The organism is Pseudomonas sp. efr-133-TYG-23, from assembly GCF_030209215.1.
Taxonomy (GTDB): Bacteria; Pseudomonadota; Gammaproteobacteria; order Pseudomonadales; family Pseudomonadaceae; genus Aquipseudomonas; species Aquipseudomonas rhodesiae.
This window is the reverse complement of sequence record NZ_JARVSL010000042.1, coordinates 1-3,630: the sequence shown is the minus strand read 5'-3', so window position 1 is coordinate 3,630 and position 3,630 is coordinate 1. Positions and strand designations below refer to the sequence as shown.

1 protein-coding gene is annotated in these 3,630 nt (G+C 59.5%); it reads right to left on the bottom strand.

Annotation, left to right across the window (positions count from 1 at the left end; translation table 11 throughout):
- Positions 1 to 3,630 (bottom strand): beta strand repeat-containing protein (locus QRN41_RS24650; RefSeq protein ID WP_285422223.1); only part of this gene is annotated, 3,630 nt, incomplete at both ends.

The window sequence follows — 3,630 nt, the reverse complement described above, 5'->3', positions numbered from 1 at the left end:
CGGTGCCAGAAATCGCGTAGTAACCGTCGGTGTTCGTGCCGGCAGTGAAAGTGACTTTCAGATCGGCAACCGGCGTTTCTTCGTCGGTTGCAGTGAAGCGGCCGGCGACGGTGCCTTCTTTGGCATCGTTTTCGGTCAGGGTGTTGGCTTCAACGGCGATAACCGGGATGTCGTTAACCAACGTCACGGTCGGCTGGCCGTTGGCGCTGGAGCTGGCGTTATCGGCGTCAGTGACGGTCAGGTCAATTTTCGGCAGTTGATTACCGGCGTTGACCCAATCGGCGCCTTTCTGCGTCAGCACTACGTCGGTACCCGACAGGGTGTAGTAACCGTCGTTGTTGGTACCGGCGGTGAAGGTGACTTTCAGATCAGCAACCGGCGTTTCTTCGTCAGTCGCAGTGAAGCGGCCCGCTACGGTGCCTTCTTTGGCATCGTTTTCCGTCAGGGTGTTGGCTTCGACGGCGATAACCGGGATGTCGTTGACCAGAGTCACGGTCGGCTGGCCATTCGCGGTCGAGCTGGCGTTGTCAGCGTCGGTGACGGTCAGGTCGATCTTCGGCAGTTGATTGCCGGCGTTGACCCAATCGGCACCTTTTTGAGTCAGCACCACATCGGTACCCGACAGGGCGTAGTAACCGTCGGTGTTAGTACCGGAAGTGAACGCAACCTTCAGATCAGCAACCGGCGTTTCTTCGTCAGTCGCGGTGAAGCGACCCGCCACGGTGCCTTCTTTGGCATCGTTCTCTGTCAGGGTGTTGGCTTCAACGCTGATGAGCGGAGCATCATTGACCAAAGTGACAGCTGGCGTCGCCGCATCGTGCGCGCTGCCTTTGTCGGTGTCTGTGACGGTCAGATCGATCGGCGGCAGTTTATTGCCCGCGTTAACGAAGTTCGCGCCCGCCAAGGTCAGTACCACGGCGTTGGCAACGATGGCGTAGTAGCCATCCTTGTTGCTGTCGCCAGTGAAAGTGACTTTCAGGTCGGCAACCGGGGTTTCAATATCGCTGACGGTAAAGGTGCCCGCCACGGTGCCTTCACTGACGTTGCCTTCCACCAGCGGATTGGCCACCACATCAATCACGGGCAGGTCGTTGACCGCAATCACGTTAATCGGCAGCGTAATCGACTCGGACTTCGGCGCCGCATCGCCGTCTTGCGCGGTGGCGGTCACGGTGAGGTTCACCAGGCCGTTGGCATTCGGCGCCGGATTGAAGACCAGCGTGGCCTTGTTCCAATCGCTGATGTCGATGCTTTGATTGCCGGCCGACGCGGTAAAGGTGTGGCCCGCGCCATCAGAAATCGTCGCGCCTTCCGGAACGCCACTGATCTCCAGCTTGAGCGTCTCCGAGCCATCCTTGTCGGTGGCGTAAGCGTCAATCGCGGACAACTTGATCGCGTGGTCTTCAAGACCGGTGTTCAGTACCTGGGTGACGCTGATGTTGTCCATCACGCCGCCCAGCGAATTGCTGTCTGGCGCCTTGAATTCGAGCTTGGCATCACCGTCAGCGGTGACAGGCACCACGAAGGTGTAGGTCTTCATGCCAACGGTGGTTGCATCCAGGGTGCCGACTTTGACGCCGCCCCAGAAAACGTCGATCACCGAGTTATTTTCGGCGCCCGCACGCGGCGAGTAGTCGACACTGATGCTGTACGCCGTGCCGCTTTCAGCCTTGATGATGGTGTACAAGCTGGCGTCGTCGCCGGGATTTTTCTCAAGTTCGATGACTTGGCTATTGTCCGGCGTGTTGACACCGTAGACGCCGCTCTGGCCGATCTCGACCTTGCCGTCGCTGTTACCGGTCAACCACTGGGTCGTCGGAGCAGTGCCGGCTGCGTTATTGGCATCACCGACCGCGACCGTGCCCCACCCACCGTTGATCGGGGCGCTGTCGAAGTTGATCGAGCTCACAACGCCGCCGCCCAACAGGCCCAGGTGCGGGGTGTCGGTGACTGGCGCGATGGTAACTGCAGCGGTCGTCTCGCCGCTGGCTTTGCCGCCATCGTCGACGGCGTTAAAGGTGAGCGAAGTACTGCCGCTCCAGTCAGCGGTTGGGGAGAAGTACACCGAAGCCTTGCCATCAGCGCCTGCCGGTACCGAATCGCCGACTTTAAGTTCGGTGGTCAGGCTGGCATCGCTGTACAGCTTGCCGTTTTCCGGCAAGGTGGTGATGACGAACTTGGCGACGGAGCCATCCACATCGACGCCGCTCAGCACGATTGTGGCGGCGTGGTCTTCGTCGGCGCTAGATGGGGTAGCCGATGCAGTCGGTGCATCGTTGAATAGTTCGATTGCGACCTTGCCGGTGGCACTGCCGGTTTCCGGCGGCTCGCGGTCAAGGTTACCGCCACCGATATCGGTCACGTCGATGGTGACGTTGCGATCCGTGCCGACCGGGTTATCGCCGGGGCTCTTGAAGGTGATCGCTTCAACCACTTTGATGAAATCGGCGGCACTGCTACCGGCTGGCGAGTTGCTGGTGAGGGTGTAGACGATTTTGCCATCGGCGGCACTGCCGCTTTGGGTGATGGTAATACCGGCAACGGCCAGGGCCTTGAGCACATCGGCGCTGCTGAGCACATCACCGGACGCCAGATGGTCAACCGTGACCACCACTTTGCTGAAGGTGGAGTTGTCGACGTCGCTGATGCTCAGGTTTTTGACCAGTGCACCGCCTTCGGTTTGTTCGGTAAAGGTGGTGCTGTCGAATGAGACCTGCGGTGGATCGTTGACCGGAACCACGTAGACCACAGAGGTCACAGGGGCCGAGTCCAATTCGCCGTCATTTACAGTGATGGTCAGGGTGCGGTCGGTGGCAACCGGGTTCTGGCTTTCACTGGCGAAATGCACCGAACGCAGGACTTCCTGGTATTCGGCCTTGGTGGCGTCACCAGACAGGCTGAGTACGCCGGTTGCCTTGTCATAGGTAACGGCGATTTTCGGGTTGCTGACATCCGCGATCAGCACGTCACCGGCCAGAGGGTTGACCAATGTGACTTTGGCACTTTGCAGGTTGCTGTTGTCGACGTCACTGACGGTCAGATTCGCCGCTACGTAGCCGCCTGGCTTGCCTTCGATGTAGGTGTCGCCAAAGTTGTTGGTCGAGGCATTGCCAAGCACAGGGGCATCGTTGACCGGCGTGATGGTCAGGTCGAGAGTGCTGCTGGAGCCGGTATTGGTGGTGTAGCCGATCTGTGGCACCGCGCCGTTGTAATCCTTAACCGGCGTGAAGGTGTAATCACCATTGCTGGCGATGGTGATGGTACCAACGCCCGCAATAGTTGCCGGCTTGCCTGCTTCGTAGGAAGCGCCATCCACGGTGAACGACTTGACCGTCAGGTCACTGTCTTCATCGGTGTCGTTGCTCAACACATTGCCGATGACATCGTGGTCTTCCAGGGCGGTACCGGTGTCCGGGAGCAATACGCTGGCGTCGTCGACCAAAGTGACGGTGGGTTGGCCGGTCGCGCTGGAGCTGGCGTTATCGGCGTCAGTGACGGTCAGGTCAATTTTCGGCAGTTGATTACCGGCGTTGACCCAATCGGCACCTTTCTGCGTCAGGACAACGTCGGTGCCCGACAGGGCGTAGTAGCCGTCGTTGTTGGTGCCGGCGGTGAAGGTGACCTTCAGAT